Origin of the sequence: Cupriavidus necator, assembly GCF_013141915.1 — a bacterium.
Lineage (GTDB): Bacteria > Pseudomonadota > Gammaproteobacteria > Burkholderiales > Burkholderiaceae > Cupriavidus > Cupriavidus necator_B.
This window is the reverse complement of the sequence record NZ_SROX01000007.1, coordinates 217,350-235,027: the sequence shown is the minus strand read 5'-3', so window position 1 is coordinate 235,027 and position 17,678 is coordinate 217,350. Positions and strand designations below refer to the sequence as shown.

The 17,678-nt window shown below is 68.6% G+C and carries 15 protein-coding genes; 10 read left to right on the top strand and 5 right to left on the bottom strand.

Annotation, left to right across the window (positions count from 1 at the left end):
* Positions 1–24: 24 nt before the first annotated feature.
* Entirely contained in the window at positions 25–981 is a 957-nt protein-coding gene (pip, locus tag E5S69_RS15705; protein WP_171515567.1) for a prolyl aminopeptidase, read from the top strand.
* A gap of 46 nt (positions 982–1,027) precedes the next feature.
* Positions 1,028–1,681 carry a glutathione S-transferase family protein gene (locus E5S69_RS15700; protein ID WP_171515566.1) on the top strand — a complete coding sequence of 218 codons (654 nt, stop codon included), beginning with the start codon at positions 1,028–1,030 and terminating at the stop codon, positions 1,679–1,681.
* On the opposite strand, the gene E5S69_RS15695 is transcribed toward E5S69_RS15700, so the two are convergent.
* The gene (locus E5S69_RS15695) at positions 1,639–2,946 is read right to left on the bottom strand and encodes an SGNH/GDSL hydrolase family protein (RefSeq protein WP_171515565.1); all 1,308 of its coding nucleotides are present in this window, start codon (positions 2,944–2,946) and stop codon (positions 1,639–1,641) included. The two genes, E5S69_RS15700 and E5S69_RS15695, sit on opposite strands and share 43 nt — an antisense overlap.
* A gap of 134 nt (positions 2,947–3,080) precedes the next feature.
* Here E5S69_RS15695 and E5S69_RS15690 point away from each other — a divergent pair, with 134 nt between their 5' ends.
* Positions 3,081–3,986, top strand: coding sequence for a LysR family transcriptional regulator (locus E5S69_RS15690; RefSeq protein WP_171515564.1), 906 nt, complete (start codon positions 3,081–3,083; stop codon positions 3,984–3,986).
* Positions 3,987–4,022: 36 nt separating this feature from the next.
* Here the strand turns inward: E5S69_RS15690 and fabG are convergent, their stop codons facing one another.
* The 3 genes from fabG to E5S69_RS15675 form a co-directional block, all read right to left on the bottom strand.
* Entirely contained in the window at positions 4,023–4,754 is a 732-nt protein-coding gene (fabG, locus tag E5S69_RS15685; protein WP_171515563.1) for a 3-oxoacyl-ACP reductase FabG, read from the bottom strand.
* Positions 4,755–4,848: 94 nt separating this feature from the next.
* Complete coding sequence (locus E5S69_RS15680) at positions 4,849–6,078, bottom strand: NAD(P)/FAD-dependent oxidoreductase (protein WP_171515562.1); 1,230 nt, start codon at positions 6,076–6,078, stop codon at positions 4,849–4,851.
* Between the two features lie 214 nt (positions 6,079–6,292).
* Complete coding sequence (locus tag E5S69_RS15675) at positions 6,293–7,609, bottom strand: MFS transporter (protein WP_171515561.1); 1,317 nt, start codon at positions 7,607–7,609, stop codon at positions 6,293–6,295.
* Positions 7,610–7,772: 163 nt separating this feature from the next.
* Here E5S69_RS15675 and cyoA point away from each other — a divergent pair, with 163 nt between their 5' ends.
* The 7 genes from cyoA to E5S69_RS15640 all read left to right on the top strand — a co-directional run bounded on the left by cyoA (position 7,773) and on the right by E5S69_RS15640 (position 17,413).
* On the top strand, positions 7,773–8,789 hold the full coding sequence (gene cyoA / locus E5S69_RS15670) for a ubiquinol oxidase subunit II (protein WP_236901354.1): 1,017 nt from the start codon (positions 7,773–7,775) through the stop codon (positions 8,787–8,789).
* 77 nt (positions 8,790–8,866) lie between these two features.
* Complete coding sequence (cyoB, locus tag E5S69_RS15665; RefSeq protein ID WP_171515559.1) at positions 8,867–10,870, top strand: cytochrome o ubiquinol oxidase subunit I; 2,004 nt, start codon at positions 8,867–8,869, stop codon at positions 10,868–10,870.
* Positions 10,863–11,537 (top strand): cytochrome o ubiquinol oxidase subunit III, encoded by a 675-nt coding sequence (cyoC, locus tag E5S69_RS15660; RefSeq protein WP_236901353.1) that lies wholly within the window; start codon positions 10,863–10,865, stop codon positions 11,535–11,537. The genes cyoB and cyoC overlap by 8 nt, the downstream gene beginning before the upstream one ends.
* Positions 11,534–11,917 (top strand): cytochrome o ubiquinol oxidase subunit IV, encoded by a 384-nt coding sequence (gene cyoD / locus E5S69_RS15655; RefSeq protein ID WP_171515558.1) that lies wholly within the window; start codon positions 11,534–11,536, stop codon positions 11,915–11,917. Before cyoC ends, cyoD begins: the two co-directional genes overlap by 4 nt.
* Complete coding sequence (locus tag E5S69_RS15650) at positions 11,914–12,774, top strand: SURF1 family protein (RefSeq protein WP_171515557.1); 861 nt, start codon at positions 11,914–11,916, stop codon at positions 12,772–12,774. Before cyoD ends, E5S69_RS15650 begins: the two co-directional genes overlap by 4 nt.
* A gap of 93 nt (positions 12,775–12,867) precedes the next feature.
* The gene (locus tag E5S69_RS15645) at positions 12,868–13,905 is read left to right on the top strand and encodes an aldo/keto reductase (protein ID WP_171515556.1); all 1,038 of its coding nucleotides are present in this window, start codon (positions 12,868–12,870) and stop codon (positions 13,903–13,905) included.
* 229 nt (positions 13,906–14,134) lie between these two features.
* The gene (locus E5S69_RS15640; protein WP_171515555.1) at positions 14,135–17,413 is read left to right on the top strand and encodes a transglycosylase domain-containing protein; all 3,279 of its coding nucleotides are present in this window, start codon (positions 14,135–14,137) and stop codon (positions 17,411–17,413) included.
* On the opposite strand, the gene E5S69_RS15635 is transcribed toward E5S69_RS15640, so the two are convergent.
* On the bottom strand, positions 17,386–17,637 hold the full coding sequence (locus E5S69_RS15635; protein WP_171515554.1) for a GlsB/YeaQ/YmgE family stress response membrane protein: 252 nt from the start codon (positions 17,635–17,637) through the stop codon (positions 17,386–17,388). The two genes, E5S69_RS15640 and E5S69_RS15635, sit on opposite strands and share 28 nt — an antisense overlap.
* Positions 17,638–17,678 lie beyond the last annotated feature (41 nt).

Genomic DNA, 17,678 nt, shown 5'->3' with positions numbered 1-17,678 from the left:
CTTATCCCCTTGAGCCCCGCACCCATGCCCGCCCTGCGCACCCTCTATCCCGAAATCGAGCCCTATGAAACCGGCACGCTGGAGGTCGGCGACGGGCATGTCATCTACTACGAACGCGTCGGCACGCCCGGTGCCAAGCCCGCGGTGTTCCTGCATGGCGGGCCCGGCGGCGGCATTTCCGCGGAGCATCGGCGGCTGTTCGATCCGGCGCGCTATGACGTGCTGCTGTTCGACCAGCGCGGCTGCGGGCGCTCGACGCCGCATGCGGGGCTCGAGGCCAATACCACCTGGCACCTGGTCGACGATATCGAGCGGCTGCGCGGGCTGGCGGGGGTCGAGCGCTGGCTGGTGTTCGGCGGCTCGTGGGGCTCGACGCTGGCGCTGGCCTATGCGCAGAAGCACCCGCGGCGCGTGAGCGAACTGGTGCTGCGCGGCATCTACACGGTGTCGCAGGCGGAGCTGGACTGGTACTACCAGTACGGCGTGTCCGAGATGTTCCCCGACAAGTGGGCGCGCTTCCAGGCGCCGGTGCCCGCGGCCGAACGCGGCAACATGATGGCGGCATACCGCAAGCTGCTGACCGGCGACGACCAGGACAAGCAAGTAGAAGCGGCGCGCGCCTGGAGCGTATGGGAAGGCGAGACCATCACGCTGCTGCCGGACGCGGGCAATAGCGCCAGGCATGACGACGGGCATTTCGCGCTGGCCTTCGCGCGGCTGGAGAACCACTACTTCACGCACCGCTGCTGGCTGGAAGATGGACAGCTGCTGCGCGACGCGCACAAGCTGGCCGACATCCCCGGCGTGATCGTGCATGGCCGCTATGACATGCCATGCCCGGCGCGCTATGCCTATGCGCTCCACCAGGCGTGGCCGCAGGCGGATTTCCACCTGATCGAAGGCGCCGGCCATGCATGGACCGAGCCGGGCATCCTGGACCAGCTGATCGCCGCAACCGATCGCTTCGCGGCGCAGCGGTAGCCGCGCGCAAAACCCCTGCCACCCACGTTCACCACCGGAGATCACGATGGAGCTGTACGCGCACCCGTTTTCATCGTATTGCCAGAAGGTCCTCGTCGCGTTGTACGAGAACGCGATTCCTTTCGAATTTCGCATGCTGTCGCCGGATCACGCCCACAACATGGACGAACTGGGCCGGCAGTGGCCGCTGCGGCGCATGCCGCTGCTGGTCGATGATGGCCGCCCGGTGTTCGAGTCCAGCATCATCGTCGAGTACCTGGACCAGCATCACCGCGGCCCGGTGCGCTGGCTGCCCGAAGCGCCCGACGCCGCGCTGCGGGTGCGCCTGCTTGACCGCTTCTTCGACCAGTACGTGATGACGCCGATGCAGCGCATCGTGGCCGACTACCTGCGCCCCGCGGCGAGCCGCGATGCCTATGGCGTGGCCGAGCACCGCAAGCTGCTCGACACCGCCTATGCCTGGCTGGAGACCGAGCTGGCGTCACGGCAATGGGCCGCGGGCGATGCCTTCACGCTGGCGGACTGCGCCGCCGCGCCGTCGCTGTTCTATGCGGACTGGGTGCAGCCGATCCCGCAGGCATGCGGCAACGTGCGCGCCTATCGCAACCGACTGCTGGCGCGGCCGTCGTTTGCCCGCGCGGTGGACGAGGCGCGGCCCTATCGCCCGCTGTTTCCGCCCGGCGCGCCGGCGCGGGACTGAGCGGCAACGCTTCGCCACACCGCCTCCGCCTGCGCCGCCATGGCGCGATAGCCCGCATCGCCGGGATGCAGGTGGTCGCCGCTGTCGAATGCCGGCAGCAGTGCCTGCGGGCGCGCGGGATCGCGCACCGCGGCGTCAAAGTCCGCCACCGCGTCGAACGCGCCGCCGTGGCGGATCCAGTCGTTGACGGCCAGCCGCACGGCTTCCTTGCCCGGACCGTCATAGCCGCGGATCGGCGTATCGCGCAACGCCCCGGCAAACGGCGTGATGGTGGCGCCGATCACGCGCACGCCGCGTGCATGCGCACGGGCGATCAGGCGCCGATAGCCGTCGATCAGTTCGCCGGCCTGCGGCACGGCATCGTGCGGTGCGAAGGTCGAACCCGCCCACGCGATGTCGTTGATGCCGATGGCTGCGATCACGGTGCGCACGTGCGGCTGCGCCAGCACGTCGCGATCGAGCCGCGCCAGCGCGGACACGCCCATGCCGTCGCGCAGCAGCCGGCCGCCGGAAATGCCGGCATTGAGCACGGCCACACCATCGGCGGCCAGCCGCTGCGCCAGCACATCGGGCCAGCGCCGGTTGGCGTCGGGGGTCGAGCCGTTGCCTTCCGTGATCGAATCGCCGAGCGCGACTACGGCGCCCGCGCCCGCCGGCGCGTCGACCTGCACCTCGCTCAGCAGCAGGCGCGCGCTGAACGCCCTCGGGGCCGGCAAGCTGGCTTGCATGGTGGCATTGCCGGCGGCAAGCCACGCCGTCTGCCGGCCATCCCAGTGGAACGATTCGATCGCCGTGCGCTGCGGCAGGTACACGCTTAGCGCCAGTTCACGCAATGCCGGCGTGGCGAAGGCAACTGGGTCGCTGGCCACGGACTGGCCGGCGGGAATCGTCACCGTGGCGCTGCCGCCGAACGTCACTGCTCGGCTGCCGGCAGTATCGATGCGACCGCCGCCGGCGTGCGGGGCAAGCTGCGCCGCGCCGATCACGACCGGTTGCCGGCCATAGGAGTTTGACAGCACCACGCGCAGCCGTCCGCCACCCACGCTCAGCCGCACCACCTGGCGCACCGTCTGGTCCGCCAGCACTGCCGGCACGCCGGTTGGCAGCGGCAGGGCCCCGGGCTGCCACACCGGCTGCTGGCTGGCCATCCAGCTGGTCAGCCAGGCCCGGTCCTGCAGCGGGGTGGCGATGGCAGCGCTGCTGGTCATGGCAGCGACAAAGGTCAGCGCCGCCACGCGGCGCTGCAGACGGAGAGCGGAAAACATGGTCTTGTCCTGGTGGATGGACCGGCTACGGCGCCGGCATGGGACCAAAGTTAGGCCATTCCACCTATGCCAGGTAGCAGGCAAAATGGCATATTGCACATTCCAATCAGGAATGACGAAGGACAAGGAGCGGCATGGACACCATCCGGGCAATGCAGGTCTTTGTGCGCGCGGTGGAGCTGGGCAGCCTGTCGGCGGTGGCGCGCGAGCAGCAGTCGACGCAGCCGACCATCAGCAAGATCGTGGCCGCGCTGGAGCGTGACATGGGCGTGCGGCTGCTGGCGCGCAGCACTACCAGCCTGGCGCCGACCGAGGCCGGGCGGCGCTTCTACGAGCGCGCGCGGCGCGTGCTGGACGAATACGGCGAGGCCGTCGGCGAGGCGCGCGGCGTTTCCGGCCAGCCGGCGGGCCGCGTGCGCGTGAGCGCGCCGGCCAGTTTCGGCGTGCTGCGCCTTAACGCGCTGGTGCTGGCGTTCCAGCAGCGCTATCCCGAGGTGGAGGTGGAACTGCTGTTCGACGACCGCTTTGTCGACCTGGTCGAAGCCGGCGTCGATGTGGCGGTGCGGCTGGGCGCCACGCTGCCGCCGCATGTGGTGGCGCGCCGGATCGCGGTGTCGCAGCGCTTGCTGGTGGCCGCGCCGGACTACCTGGCGCGGCATCCGCGCATCCGGCAGCCGGCCGACCTGGCGCGCCACCAGATCCTGCGCTTTACCTGGCTCGCCGCGGGCGAAGAGATCGTGCTCGACGGCCCCGGCGGCCAGGCGCGGGTCAGCGCGCCGTGCCGCTACCGCGTCAACAATTCGCTGGCGATGCGCGAGAGCTTTCTTGCCGGCGCCGGCTTCGGCATGACGCCGGCGTGGCTGGTGCAGGACCTGCTCGACAGCGGCGCGCTGCGGCGGGTGCTGCCGCGCTGGCGCGGCCCGGCGCAGGAAGCCTTCCTGGTCTGTCCGTCGCGGCGCTACCAGCCGGCGCGGGTGCGGGTGTTACTGGACTTCCTGGCGGGCGAGATTGCCGCGCTGCCCGGATTCGAAGCGGCCTGAGCGAGAGCCGGGGCAGGCAGCCGATAACGACGCCTGTCAGCCGAACATGCCGCCGTTGACCGAGATCACCTGACGCGTGATATAGCCCGCATCCGGCGACAGCAGGAAGGCCACGGTGGCGGCCACTTCCTCGGGCGTGCCCATGCGCCGCGCCGGGATCATGCGCAGCGCTTCGTCGCGCACGTGCGGCTCGACCATGTCGGTGTCGATCAGGCCGGGCGCGACGCAATTGACGGTGATCGCGCGCTTGGCCAGTTCGATCGCCAGCGCCTTGGTGGCGCCGATGATGCCGGCCTTGGCCGCGCTGTAGTTGGCCTGGCCGCGGTTGCCCACCAGTCCCGATACCGACGACAGCGTGACGATGCGGCCCGGCTGGCGGCGCTGCACCATCGGCATCACTACCGGGTTGAGCACGTTGTAGAAGGCATCGAGGTTGGTGTGCACCACCTCGTCCCATTCGGCGCCGGTCATGGCCGGGAAGGCGGCATCGCGCGCCAGGCCGGCGTTGCACACCACGCCGTAGTAGCAGCCATGCGCGGCGATATCGGTCAGCAGCGTGCTGGCGGCATCCTCGCGGCGGGCGACGTCGAAGCACAGCACGCGCGACTTGCGTCCGCACGCGCGCACCGCGTCGGCGACCGAGTCGGCCTCGTCGCGGCGCGCGCGGCAGTGCACCACCACGTCATAGCCGTCGCGGGCCAGCCGCAGGGCAATGGCGCGGCCGATGCCGCGGGACGAACCCGTGACCAGCACGGTCGGATGGTTCATGGCTGTGGTCCTTGCAGAACGGCCGGCGCATCGGCGGGCCGGAGTACGGTAAGCGTGGCGCGAGGCCTGCGCGCGTACGAGGCGGCGCGGCGCATCAGACGTTGCAGAATGCTTCCAGCACCGCCAGCCTCCGTCGCGGCTCGGTGACGAAGGGGTTGTTCCGGTCCCAAGCATAGCCGGCCAGGATCGACGAGATCATGTCGCGGATTTCCGAGGTGGCATTGGGGTGGAAGATCAGCTTCTGGAAACGGCCCTCATACCAGGCTTCGACAAACACGCGGAAGCAATCGACGCCGGCCTTGAGCGGCTGCGCAAAGTCGTGCTCCCAGTCCACGGTGTCGCCGCGCAGCTGGCGCACCAGGCACTGGGCGGCCAGGCTGGCCGACTTGAAAGCGATGGTCACGCCCGACGAGAACACCGGGTCGAGGAACTCGCCGGCGTTGCCGAGCAGCGCGTAGCCGTTGCCCCACAGCGATTTCACATTCGCCGAGTAACCCGCGATCTGGCGCGCCGGCGTGTCCCATTGCGCATCGGCCAGCAGCCTGGCCAGGCCCGGCTCTTCGGCCACCAGGGCTTGCAGCCGTTCGGTGTCGCTGCCGGTGTAGCGGTCCAGGAAGGCTTTCTCCGCGACCACGCCTTGCGAGCAGCGTCCGTCCGAGAACGGGATGGTCCAGTACCAGACGTCCTGGTGCCGCGGATGCACGCTGATCAGGATCTTGTTGCGGTCGAAGGAGCCAGTCGGGATATGGTCTGCCACATGGGTGAAGATCGCGCTGCGCACCGGGAAGCCCGACGGCGTTTCCAGCTGCAGCAGGCGCGGCAGGATGCGGCCAAAGCCCGAGGCATCGAGCAGGAACTTCGCGCGTACGGCGTACTGGCTGCCGTCCGGCGCCCGCACCGTGACCTGCGGCTGCGCGCCGCTGACATCGACTTCCTCGACCCGATGCGAGAAGCGCACCTCGGCCCCCTGGCGCTCGGCCTCGCGGATCAGCACGTGGTCGAACTGCGCGCGCTGCACCTGGTAGGTGGTGCCCCAGCCGGGCGAGAATTTCTCGCGGAAGTCGAACGCGGTCTGCTGCGTGCCGCGCGCGAACGCGGCGCCATTCTTGTACTGGAAGCCGGCTTCGACCACCGCGCGCAGCATGCCTGCTTCCTCGATATAGGCCATGCTCTGCGGCAGCAGGCTTTCGCCGATCGAAAAGCGCGGGAAGGTTTCTTTCTCGATCACCAGCACCGGAATCCCGTGCTTGCGCAGCAAGCCGGCAGCGACCGAGCCCGCAGGCCCTGCGCCGATGATGACGACGTCCGTGGTTTCCGTTTTCATAGGCTTCGGTTCCGGATCACATCCGGAACAGGAGGATTGGGGCGGCCGTCATTGTACTCAGATCGCTTTCGGTCGCAGCACAACATCGCGGCGCTGGCCCGCCCGGCCGGCGCGATTGCCGCAACCGAAACATGTCGCGACGGCGCGCACCGGCGCATGGGGCCGGCCGCTGCCGTTGCCTCAGCTTGATACCCATGCGGCCGCGGTACGCCGGTCAGACATGGGTGCCCAGGGCCCGGTTGATGCGCAGCGCCAGCAGCGTGCAGGCGGCGCCGGACAGCAGGTAGCCGCTGACGGCGACCAGGCCGAATTCGGCCGACAGCCCCAGCGCCACCAGTGGTGCAAAGCCGGCGCCGAACAGCCACGCCATGTCGGTGGTCAGCGCCGCGCCGGTGTAGCGGAAGCGCCGCTCGAAGTTCGAGGTCACGGCGCCGGCGGCCTGGCCGTAGGACAAGCCCAGCAGGCCAAAGCCGAGCAGGATGAACAGGTCCTGCGCCACCGGGCCGCCGCCCATCAGCCAGGGGGCGAACAGGCTGAAGATGCCGATCAGGATGGCCATCAGCGCCAGCGTGGTGCGGCGCCCGATCCGGTCCGCGATCACGCCCGACGCGATGGTGCCGAGGATGCCGATGAAGGCGCCGGCAATCTGCACGGCCAGCACGTCCGTGACCGGCTGCGAGCCGTTGAGCGCCACCCACGACAACGGAAACACCGTCACCAGGTGGAACAGCGCAAAGCTTGCCAGCGCGGCGAACGCGCCCAGCAGCAGGTTGAAGCCCTGCTTGCGCACGATCTCGGCGGTGCTGATGGGCTCGAGTTCGTCCTCGTCCAGCAGTTGCGTGTATTCGTGCGTCACCACCAGGCGCAGACGCGCGAACAGCGCCACCACGTTGATCGCGAAGGCGACATAGAACGGATAACGCCAGCCCCAGGCCAGGAACTCGTGCGGCTCGAGGCTCAGGTTAAGGAACAGAAACAGCGAACCGGCGACGATAAAGCCCGTGGGTGCGCCGAGCTGCCCCAGCATCGCGTACCAGCCGCGCCGTTGCGGTGGTGCATTCAGCGCCAGCAGCGAAGGCAGCCCGTCCCATGAGCCGCCGAACGCCACGCCCTGCAGCGTGCGGAACACCGCCAGCAGGATGATGGAAGCCGGGCCGAGCGAAGCATAGCCGGGCAGGAAAGCGATGCCGACGGTGGCTGTGCCGAGCAGGAACAGCGACGCGGTCAGCTTGATGCCACGGCCCCAGCGGCGCTGAATGCGCATGAACAGCGTCGTGCCGAAGGGCCGGCCGATAAAGGCCAGCGCAAAGACGGCGAAGGCGTAGAGCAGCGCATCGAGCCGGTCGGCGAACGGGAAGTAGACCGCCGGGAACACCAGCACCGAGGCAATGCCGTAGACGAAGAAATCGAAGTACTCCGAGGCGCGGCCGATGACCACGCCGGTGGCGATTTCCGCGGGCGCGACATGCGCGGCGCCGGGTGCTGGAGGTGCCGCAGGAGACGCCCGGTGCTGGTGGGTCGCGGTGGTCATCGGCATACCTCCCTGTCTGTGAGCGAGGGCGCTGCAAATTGCACCATGAAGAATGGCACTTGAGCGCCTACACTGCCATAGTTGCTCAGACCAGTCTAAGTCACTTGCGCCGCGGCGTACAAATGGCGCGGGCCCGAAAGTTATGCGATCTTCCGGTCAGACAATGTCCATGCACCGCCCTAGCCGCTGGTTGCTGCTGCCAGTGTTGCTGTGGCTGGGCGGCTGCAACGCCGTGCTGCTGGCCCCGGCCGGCGACCTGGCCGTGCGGCAACGTGACCTGATCCTCATTTCCACCGGTCTGATGCTGCTGATCATCGTGCCGGTGATCGTGCTGACGCTGGTGTTCGCGTGGCGCTACCGCGCCGCCAACGCCGATGCGCACTACAACCCCGACTGGGACCATTCCACGGTGCTGGAGCTGCTGATCTGGTCGGCGCCGCTGCTGATCATCATCGCGCTGGGGGCCATTACCTGGGTCAGCACCCACAAGCTCGACCCCTACCAGCCGCTGGCCCGCCTCGATGACAGCCGCCCGCTGCCGCCGGGCACGCAGCCGCTGACCGTGGAAGTGGTGGCGCTCGACTGGAAGTGGCTGTTCGTCTACCCCGAGCAGGGCATCGCCACCGTCAACGAACTGGCCGCCCCGGTCGACCGGCCGATCCGCTTCAAGATCACGGCCGCCACCGTGATGAATTCCTTCTTCATTCCCGCCCTGGCCGGGCAGGTCTACGCCATGCCCGGCATGGAAACCCGCCTGCATGCGGTGGTCAACCAGCCGGGCGTCTACGAGGGTTTCTCGGCCAACTACAGCGGCGCGGGCTTTTCGCACATGCGCTTCCGCTTCCACGGGCTGAGCGACGACGAATTCGGCCGCTGGGTGCGGACCGTGCGGGCCGGCGGCGCACCGCTGAGCCGGGCCACCTACACGCAGCTGGCGCAGCCCAGCGAACGCGAGCCGGTGCGGCGCTACGGCAGCGTCGACGCCAACCTGTTCGATGCCATCGTGAACCGTTGCGTGCAGGCCGGGCAGGTCTGCCAGAAGGACCTGATGGCGCGCGATGCACAACGCGCGGCGCAAGGCACCATGGGCCTGGGCGCCGCCGTCTGCACCGCCAGCAACACGCTGGACGAGCCACTGTTCCCGGCCGGCGCGGCCAGTGCCGGCAAGCTGCTGCGATAGCGTGCCCGCGGCAGGCGCTGCGCAAGACTGTGCCAATGACCGTGACCTAGAACGCCGTTGTTGTCCTGGAGATCCACATGCCGGAGCGATCCGAACTTGCCACGCAACTCTTCGGCCGCCTGAGCTGGGAGGCAATCCCGCTGCACGAACCCATCCTGCTGGCCACTTTCGCGGTGGTAGCCATCGGCGGGCTGGCGCTGGCCGGCGCGGTCACGTATTACGGCAGGTGGGGCTACCTGTGGCGCGAGTGGTTCACCAGCATCGACCACAAGCGCATCGGCATCATGTACATGATCCTCGGCATCGTGATGCTGCTGCGCGGCTTTGCCGATGCCGTGATGATGCGGATCCAGCAGGCCATGGCCTTTGGCGACAACCTGGGCTACCTGCCGCCGCACCACTATGACCAGATCTTCACCGCGCACGGCGTGATCATGATCTTCTTCGTCGCCATGCCGCTGGTCACCGGGCTGATGAACTTTGTCGTGCCGCTGCAGATCGGCGCGCGCGACGTGGCGTTTCCGTTTCTGAACAACTTCAGCTTCTGGATGACGGTGGGCGGCGCGGTGCTGGTGATGATGTCGCTGTTCGTGGGCGAGTTCGCGCGCACCGGCTGGCTCGCCTATCCGCCGCTGTCAGGCATCCTGCAGAGCCCGGACGTGGGGGTGGACTACTACCTGTGGTCGTTGCAAGTGGCCGGGGTGGGCACGCTGCTGTCCGGCATCAACCTGCTGGTCACCATCGTCAAGATGCGCGCGCCCGGCATGACGCTGATGCGCATGCCGATCTTCACCTGGACCGCGCTGTGCACCAACGTGCTGATCATCGCCGCGTTCCCGGTGCTGACCGCGGCGCTGGCGATGCTGGCGCTCGACCGCTACCTGGGCCTGAACTTCTTCACCAGCGACCTTGGTGGCAGCGCCATGATGTACGTGAACCTGATCTGGATCTGGGGCCATCCCGAGGTCTATATCCTGGTGCTGCCGGTGTTCGGCGTGTTCTCCGAGGTAGTGGCCACTTTCTGCCGCAAGCGCCTGTTCGGCTATGCCTCGATGGTGTATGCCACGGTGGTGATCACGGTGCTGTCCTACCTGGTGTGGCTGCATCACTTCTTCACGATGGGCTCGGGCGCCAGCGTGAATTCGTTCTTCGGCATCACCACCATGATCATCTCGATCCCGACCGGGGCCAAGCTGTTCAACTGGCTGTTCACCATGTACCACGGGCGCATCCAGTACGAGGTGCCGATGCTGTGGACCGTGGGCTTCATGGTGACGTTCGTGATCGGCGGCATGACCGGCGTGCTGCTGGCGGTGCCACCGGCGGATTTCTCGCTGCACAACAGCCTGTTCCTGGTCGCGCATTTCCATAACGTGATCATCGGCGGCGTGCTGTTCGGGCTGATGGCCGGCATCACCTACTGGTTCCCCAAGGCCTTCGGCTACCGGCTGGACCCGTTCTGGGGCAAATGCTCGTTCTGGTTCTGGCTGGTCGGCTTCTACGTGGCGTTCATGCCGCTCTACGTGCTCGGGCTGATGGGGGTGACGCGGCGCGTGAGCCATTTCGCCGACCATTCGCTGCAGATCTGGTTCCAGCTGGCGGGCGTGGGCGCGCTGTTGATCGCGCTGGGCATCGGCTGCTTCCTGGTGCAACTGGTGGTGAGCTTCCTGCGGCGTGAGTCGCTGCGCGATGTCAGCGGCGATCCCTGGGACGGCCGCACGCTGGAATGGTCGACCTCGTCGCCGCCGCCGCCGTACAACTTTGCCTTTACGCCGGTGGTGCACGATACCGACGCCTGGTGGCAGATGAAGGCGCTCGGCTACCAGCGCCCCGCGCAGGGCTTCATCCCGATCCACATGCCCAAGAACACCGGCGCCGGCATCATCCTGGCCGGACTGAGCACGCTGTGCGGCTTCGCGCTGATCTGGCATATCTGGTGGCTGGTGGTACTGGCCTTCGCCGCTATCCTCGTCACCGCGATCGGCCATACCTTCAACTACCAGCGCGATTTCTATATCCCGGCCGACGACGTCCACCGCACGGAGGCAGAGCGCAGCGCGCTGCTGGCCGGCCATGGCTGATATCTACGCACCCTTTACCGCCGACGGCGCGCGCGCGCACGAGGGCCCGCCGCAGCGCGCGCCCGCGCCGCCGGCCGAGCTGCGCTTCTACATGGCCGAGGAATACCACGCGCCCAATGGCACGCTGCTCGGCTTCTGGCTCTACCTGATGAGCGACTGCCTGATCTTTGCCTGCCTGTTCGCCGCCTACGGCGTGCTGGGCCGCAACTACGCCGGCGGGCCTACCGGCGCCGAGCTGTTCGAGCTGCCGCTGGTGGCGCTGAACACGTCGTTCCTGCTGCTGTCGTCGATCACCTATGGCTTTGCCATGCTGGAGACCCAGCGCGGGCGGCTGGGGCCGACCCAGGGCTGGCTCGCCGTGACCGGCGTGCTGGGGGCGGCCTTCCTCGCCGTCGAGATCTACGAGTTCGCGCACCTGGTCGGCGATGGCGCGGGGCCGCAGCGCAGCGGCTTCCTGACCTCGTTCTTCGCGCTGGTCGGCACCCACGGCCTGCACGTGACCTTCGGCATCGTGTGGCTGGTCACGCTGGTGGCCCAGGTGCGCCGCCACGGGCTGATCCCGGAGAACAAGCGCCGCCTGATGTGCCTGTCGATGTTCTGGCACTTCCTCGACGTGGTCTGGATCGGCGTCTTTACCTTTGTCTACCTGATGGGAGTGCTGCCATGAGCGCGCATGACGACACGCTGCAGGCCCACGGCCATGGCCACGGAGAAAGCGAGGTCCATATCTCGCTCGGCGGCTACGTGACCGGCTTCGTGCTGTCGGTAATCCTGACCGCCATCCCGTTCTGGCTGGTGATGGGCAAGGTGTTCGACAAGTCCAGTACCACCGCGATGGTGCTGCTGGCGCTGGGCGCGGTGCAGATCGTGGTGCACATGATCTACTTCCTGCACCTCAACGCCCGCTCGGAGGGCGGTTGGAACATGCTGGCGCTGATCTTCACGCTGGTGCTGGTGGTGATCACGCTGACCGGCACGCTGTGGGTGATGTTCCACCTGAATTCCAATATGATGCCGGGCATGCAGACCACCAAGACCTTGCCTTGACCGGTTCCACCGACGACCGCGCCGCGCCGGTCGAAAATCCGCGCACCGCCAACGCGGCCCACGCCGCCAAAGGCCCATCCGAATCTCCGCGCCCGCTGCCGACGATCTGGCTGATGGCGCTGGCGCTGTTTGCCGCGGCGGCCATCGCCGGCCTGGTGGCGCTGGGCAACTGGCAGGTCGAGCGCCGCGCCTGGAAGCTCGGCCTGATCGCCCAGGTGGCCGAGCGCGTCCATGCGCCCCCGGTGGCGGCGCCCGCGCCCGCGCAGTGGGCGGGGCTGACCCGGGCCAATGGCGAGTACCGGCGGGTGCGCGCCAGCGGCACCTTCCTCGACGATCGCCAGACCCTGGTGCAGGCCGTGACCGAGCAGGGCGGCGGCTACTGGGTGATGACGCCGCTGCGGCTGGCCGACGGCAGCATCGTGCTGGTCAACCGCGGCTTCGTCGCCGAACCGTTCCGCGCGCGCGTGGCCCCCGCCGGCAGCGGTACCCGCGAAGTGGTCGGCCTGCTGCGCATGAGCGAGCCGGGCACCGGCGTGCTGCGCCACAATGACGCGGCGCGCGACCAGTGGTTCTCGCGCGACGTGGCGGCGATCGCCGCGCGCCGGGGCCTGGGTCCGGGCGCGCTAGCGCCGTATTTCATCGATGCCGAGGCGGTGCCGCCGCCGGCCGGGGCGGATCCCAAGGCCTGGCCCGTCGGCGGGCTGACGGTGACGGCCTTTACCAACAATCACCTCGGCTACGCGCTCACCTGGTACGGCCTGGCGCTGATGGTGGCCGCCGCCGCCGCGTACGTGGGGCGCGAGGAATACCGCAAGCGCCGCGCGGCCGACGCCGCCGCGCGCGACCCGCGCCCGTGATGGCGCGACGCTGATGCCACGGCCCTGACGCCGCGCCGGCAAGCCGGGGCAGATGGCGGCACAATGTGGGCTATCCCACCCCAAGGAGCCGCCATGCCCGACCTGTCCATGCCGTACCGCCGCCTCGGCGCCAGCAACCTGCGCGTCTCGGCGCTGTGCCTGGGCACCATGATGTTCGCCGACCAGACCGACGAGGCCGAGGCCACCCGCATCGTCGCCAGCGCGCGCGACCACGGCGTGAACTTCATCGATACCGCCGACGTGTACACCAAGGGCGGATCGGAACAGATGGTCGGGCGCTTGCTGAGCGCCAACCGCCACGACTGGGTGCTGGCCACCAAGCTAGGCAATGCGATGCACGCCGCGCCCAACCACGGGCACTATTCGCGCGTGTGGATCACGCGCGCGGTCGAGGACAGCCTGCAACGGCTGGCGACCGATTACATCGACATCCTCTACCTGCATCGCGACTACCCGGGCGCCAACCTGGAAGAGCCGGTACGCGCCATGGGCGACCTGGTGCGCAGCGGCAAGATCCGCTACTGGGCGGTGTCGAACTTCCGCGGCTGGCGCATCGCCGAAATCGCGCGGCTGTGCGACGCGCTGGGGGTGCCGCGCCCGGTAGCGTGCCAGCCGTACTACAACCTGCTGAACCGGCTGCCGGAGGTGGAGATCCTGCCCGCGTGCGAGCACTACGGCCTGGGCGTGGTGCCCTACAGCCCGGTGGCGCGCGGCGTGCTGACCGGCAAGTACGCGCCTGGCCAGGCGCCGGCCGAAGGCACGCGGGCAGGGCGCGCCGACCGCCGCATGATGGAGACCGAGTTCCGCGAGGAGTCGCTGGTCATCGCCCAGCAACTCAAGGCCCATGCCGAGGCGCGCGGGCTGACCCCGGGCCAGTTCGCCACGGCCTGGGTGCTGGCCAACCCGATCATCTCGTCGGTGATCGCCGGCCCGCGCACGCTGGCCCAGTTCGAGGATTATTTCGGCGCGCTCGGTGCCGGGATCACGCCCGAGGAAGAGGCGATGGTCGACGCGCTGGTGTCGCCGGGCCATGCGTCGACGCCCGGCTACAACGATCCCGGCTATCCGCTGGTGGGCAGGCCGGTGGCGCGCGACGCGTCTGGCCGATAATCTGCCGGCCGCGTTTCGGACGCACCGCAAGTGGCGCAGCCGTTGCACCGCGTGACGCCGGTTTGCAACGACACACAACGCGCGCGCGTGCTTGATGCACGCGCGCGCGACTCCTACTAATATCAATACAGGCGGCGCGCGCGCAGCGTGCACCGCGAAAAAGATTGCGCTTCGAGCCGGTGCAAGGAGATCTTTGCGCGCTGCGCCGGCCCCATGAGGAAGCCCAAACGTGTCGCGTCGTGGCTGGATTTTCGCTGGCTTGGCGGTCGCCCTCACGGGGGGCGCCTATGTCGTGTATAGCTTTGTCGCAAGCGAAGTGCGCAACTCGCACTTGCAGGCCCGGCTCATCGGCAGCCTGGGCCAGCGCCTGACATTCGAGATCCAGCCGGGTGCCAGCGACAGCATCCGCTTCCCGCATTCCGGTCCCTATGACGCCCGCCTGGGCTACGGCAGGCTGCCGCTGTTCGCGCAGCGGCTGGAGCAGCGCGGCTACGTGCCCGCCGAACAGGCGCGCATGTCGCCCGACATGGTGCGGATGATCGACGAGGGCCTGTTCACACCCTATCGGGAAAAGAACCAGGCGGGGCTGCTGCTGCGTGACTGCAACGGACTGACGCTGGCGTTCGAGCGCTATCCGCAGCGCCAGTACCCCGACTTCGGCGCGGTGCCGCCGCTGCTGGTGAGCGCGCTGCTGTATGTCGAGAACCAGGGCCTGCTCAATCCGGAATACCCCAATATGAACCCGGCGCTGGACTGGCGCCGGCTGTCGCGCGCGGTGCTGGACCAGGTCATCCGGCTTGCCGACAAGTCGCACGATGCGCCCGGCGGCAGCACGCTGGCCACGCAGATCGAGAAATACCGGCACTCGCCCGAGGGCCGCACCTCTTCGATCCCCGAGAAGTTCCGGCAGATGGCATCGGCGTCGCTGCGCGCCTACTTGGACGGGCCCGACACACAGCGCGCGCGCGAGCGCATCGTGGTCGACTACCTCAATACGGTGCCGCTGTCGGCGCGCGCGGGATTCGGCGAAATCAACGGCATCGGCGATGCGCTGTGGGTCTGGTACGGCGAGGACTTCGGCGAGGTCAACCGGCTGCTGAAGGAAATGGATCCGCGCGCGCCCGAACCGCGCCAGGCGCAGGCGTTCAAGCGGGCGCTGTCGCTGGTCATCTCGCAGCGCCGGCCGTCCTACCACCTGCGCCGCGACGACACCAACCTCGATGCGCTGACCGGCAGCTACCTGCGCCTGCTGGCGGCTAACAACATCATCACGGCTGAGTTGCGCGACGCGGCGCTGGCGCAGCCGCTGGACAAGGCGGCTGCGCCGCAGCGCCCGCCGCAGGAACCGTTTGTCACGCGCAAGGCCGTCAACCGGGTGCGCGCCGACATCACCCGGCTGACCGGGGTCGAGAGCCGCTACGACATGGACCGGCTCGACCTGACCGTCGACAGCACCATCAACCGCGAGGCCCAGCGCCTCGTCACCGAGACGCTGCAGCGCGTGAACAACAAGGCCGACGCGCGCGCCATGGGCCTGTATGGCCACAACCTGCTGCGCGACAACGACGATCCTTCGAAGCTGATGACCAGCTTCACGCTGTACGAGCGCGTGGGCAACGCCAGCGTGGTGCGGATTCAGGCCGACAATATCGACCAGCCCTTCGACATCAACAGCGGCGCGCGCCTGAACCTTGGCTCCACCGCCAAGCTGCGCACGCTGGTGACCTACCTGGAGATCATCAGCGAGCTGCACGCGCGCTATGCCGGCATGACGCGCGCGCAACTGGCCGCGCTACCGCTGGCGCGCCAGGACGCCCTCAGCCGCTGGGCGGTCGATTACCTGTCCAAGGCGCGCACCCCCGCGGAGCGCGAACTGATGCCGATGCTGGAAGCGTCGATGGAGCGCAAGTATTCCGGCAATGCCGGCGAGGGCTTCTACACCGGCGGCGGCCTGCAGAGCTTCACCAACTTCGAGCGCTGGGAAGGCGAGCGCATCATGACCGTGCGCGTCGGCTTCCAGCATTCGGTCAACCTGGTCTTTATCCGCATGATGCGCGACATCGTGCGCTACGAGATGTTCCATGCCAGGCCTGACATGGGTGACCTGTTCGAGGACCGCAACGCACCGGGCCGGCGTGAATATCTGGAGCGCTTCGCCGACCAGGAAGGCAGCGCCTACATGACCGGCTTCTACCAGCGCTACCGCGGCAAGAGTTCCGAGCAGCGCCTGGACACGCTGCTGGGCCGCGTGCGCATGACCATCCCGCACCTGAATGCGGTGCGCATGTCGGTGACGCTGCTGAGTGCGCGGCCGGATCTGGACGAGGCAAGCTATGTCCGCATCATGCGCGCGCGCCTGGGCGACAAGCAACTGGCCAAGGAAGACCTGCCAGCGCTGTACCGCAAGTATGGCAAGGACAAGTTCAACCTGAACGACCGCGGCTACCTGTCGCGCGTCCATCCGCTCGAACTGTGGATGGTGGAATACCTGGACCAGCACCCGCAGGCGACGCTGGCCGAGATCCTGCGCGCCAGCACCGCCGAGCGCCAGGAAGTGTACAAGTGGCTGTTCAAGACGCGCAGCAAGGCGGGCCAGGATAACCGTATCCGCACGTTGCTGGAGCAGGACGCCTTCACGCATATCGCGCGGCGCTGGCAGCGGCTGGGCTATCCGTTCGATTCGCTGACGCCGTCGTACGCCAGCGCCATCGGCGCCGCCGGCGACCGCCCCGCCGCGCTGGCCGAGCTGGCCGGCATCCTGCTGGCCGGCGGCGTGGTCACTCAGAACGCGGCGGTACGCAGCCTGGCCTTCGCCGATGGCACCCCGTACGCGACCCGCTACGTGCTGCAGCCGGGCCCGGGCAAGCGCGTGTTGCCGGCAGAAGTGGCCGAGCTGGCGCGCCGTTCGATGCTGGATGTGGTGGAGGGCGGCACCGCCAAGTCGATCCGCGGGGCGTTCACGGTGCCGGGGCGCGATGGCGCCACCCTGAACGTGGCCGGCAAGACCGGCACCGGCGACCAGCGCTTCCAGGTCTACGGGCCGGGCGGACGGCTGATCTCGTCGCGCTCGGTGAACCGTTCGGCCACCTTCGTCTTCACGCTGGGCGAGCGCTTCTTCGGTACCGTGGTGGTCAATGCGCGGGAACCCTACGCGGCGCGCTACAGCTTTACCAGTGCGCTCGCGGTGCGGGTGCTGCGGGCGATCGCGCCGCAGGTCTCGGCGATGACGCCGGGCGGCGACCGCGCGCTGCTGCGCTGCCGCGACGCGGCCCCGGGCCTGCGCCCGCCGCGCGCGCCCACCATGGCGGCACCGCCCGACGGCGTCCCCGGCCCGGTGCTGGCGGATGGCCTGGATGCGGCGCTGGACGCCGGATCGCAGCCGCCGGCCCGGCAGGAAGTGGCGGTGGTACCGCCGCCGCCCGCGCCCCAGGTGCCGGCGCTGGCCGACCACAATGACGCGGCCGGCGTGCGGCGCGCGAGTCAGGCCTTGCGGCGCACCATGCCGTAGATCACCAGCAGTACGATCGCGCCGACCACCGAGGCGACCCAGCCCGCCGGTTCGCCCGGCTGGTACCAGCCCAGCGCACGGCCGACGTAGCCCGCCACCACCGAGCCCAGGATGCCCAGGACGATGGTCATGATCCAGCCCAGCTTGTCGTCGCCGGGCTTTACCGCCCTGGCGATCAGTCCGACGATAAGGCCGACGAACACGGTGCCAATGAATGCCATCATGGTGCGCTCCTGTCAGTGGTCTGGGGTAACGGTCTGATGCA

Bases quoted from the DNA above. Each gene is read 5' to 3' on its own strand.
- E5S69_RS15695 (WP_171515565.1), bottom strand. From the start codon at position 2,946: ATGTTTTCCGCTCTCCGTCTGCAGCGCCGCGTGGCGGCGCTGACCTTT.
- fabG (WP_171515563.1), bottom strand. From the start codon at position 4,754: ATGAACCATCCGACCGTGCTGGTCACGGGTTCGTCCCGCGGCATCGGC.
- E5S69_RS15635 (WP_171515554.1), bottom strand. From the start codon at position 17,637: ATGATGGCATTCATTGGCACCGTGTTCGTCGGCCTTATCGTCGGACTG.
- E5S69_RS15680 (WP_171515562.1), bottom strand. From the start codon at position 6,078: ATGAAAACGGAAACCACGGACGTCGTCATCATCGGCGCAGGGCCTGCG.
- E5S69_RS15645 (WP_171515556.1), top strand. From the start codon at position 12,868: ATGCCCGACCTGTCCATGCCGTACCGCCGCCTCGGCGCCAGCAACCTG.
- E5S69_RS15700 (WP_171515566.1), top strand. From the start codon at position 1,028: ATGGAGCTGTACGCGCACCCGTTTTCATCGTATTGCCAGAAGGTCCTC.
- cyoB (WP_171515559.1), top strand. From the start codon at position 8,867: ATGCCGGAGCGATCCGAACTTGCCACGCAACTCTTCGGCCGCCTGAGC.
- cyoD (WP_171515558.1), top strand. From the start codon at position 11,534: ATGAGCGCGCATGACGACACGCTGCAGGCCCACGGCCATGGCCACGGA.
- pip (WP_171515567.1), top strand. From the start codon at position 25: ATGCCCGCCCTGCGCACCCTCTATCCCGAAATCGAGCCCTATGAAACC.
- E5S69_RS15675 (WP_171515561.1), bottom strand. From the start codon at position 7,609: ATGACCACCGCGACCCACCAGCACCGGGCGTCTCCTGCGGCACCTCCA.
- cyoA (WP_236901354.1), top strand. From the start codon at position 7,773: ATGTCCATGCACCGCCCTAGCCGCTGGTTGCTGCTGCCAGTGTTGCTG.
- E5S69_RS15690 (WP_171515564.1), top strand. From the start codon at position 3,081: ATGGACACCATCCGGGCAATGCAGGTCTTTGTGCGCGCGGTGGAGCTG.
- cyoC (WP_236901353.1), top strand. From the start codon at position 10,863: ATGGCTGATATCTACGCACCCTTTACCGCCGACGGCGCGCGCGCGCAC.